Raw genomic sequence first — 627 nt, forward strand, 5'->3', positions numbered from 1 at the left:
ACTTACAAAAACTATTTTAGCGTAAACGCAAAATAATGTCAACTAATTTTTGCGTATTTTATAAAATATTTTTTGTCATGTCTTAGAAAGGCTGATAAATCAATGTTTTCTACTTTTGAAATCGTAAAAGATTTATGTGAAAAACAAGGGATTTCGCTAAATACTTTAGAAGATAAACTAAAACTAGGCAAAAATTCTTTGTATGGGTTGAAGAGGAATCAACCTTCTGCCGAACGGCTACAACAAATCGCCGACTACTTCAACGTATCCACCGACTACCTGCTCGGACGAACAGATAACCCTGCTATCGCCGGGAGTGATGAATTTGCTCAAGTAAACGGACAAAGCATAGACTTACGTAAAGCAGCAGCCAACACCATGTTATTTGACGGGAAACCACTAAATGAAGATGATATCGACTTCATCACATCCGTCCTATCCGCCCACTTCAAAAGCAAATGAGAACGCTAATGACTATCACTATCAACTTCACAGAAAAAAATTCCTACATCACGGACTACCTAAACAAACACGGTATCGACACAACGACCATGGATTTTGACGACTTCATGGCACTCATGGAAGATATCGAAGACGCACGAGCAGCCGACCAAGCCTATATGGAGT

The 627-nt window shown here is 39.1% G+C and carries 1 protein-coding gene; it reads left to right on the forward strand.

The annotated features are described in order from the left end of the window. Positions 1 to 102 precede the first annotated feature (102 nt). Complete coding sequence (locus tag HT722_RS06175; RefSeq protein ID WP_173278111.1) at positions 103 to 462, forward strand: helix-turn-helix transcriptional regulator; 360 nt, start codon at positions 103 to 105, stop codon at positions 460 to 462. The last annotated feature ends 165 nt before the right edge of the window (positions 463 to 627 follow it).

The sequence above is a fragment of the Streptococcus sp. 53 genome (genome assembly GCF_013276565.1).
Classification (GTDB): domain Bacteria; phylum Bacillota; class Bacilli; order Lactobacillales; family Streptococcaceae; genus Streptococcus.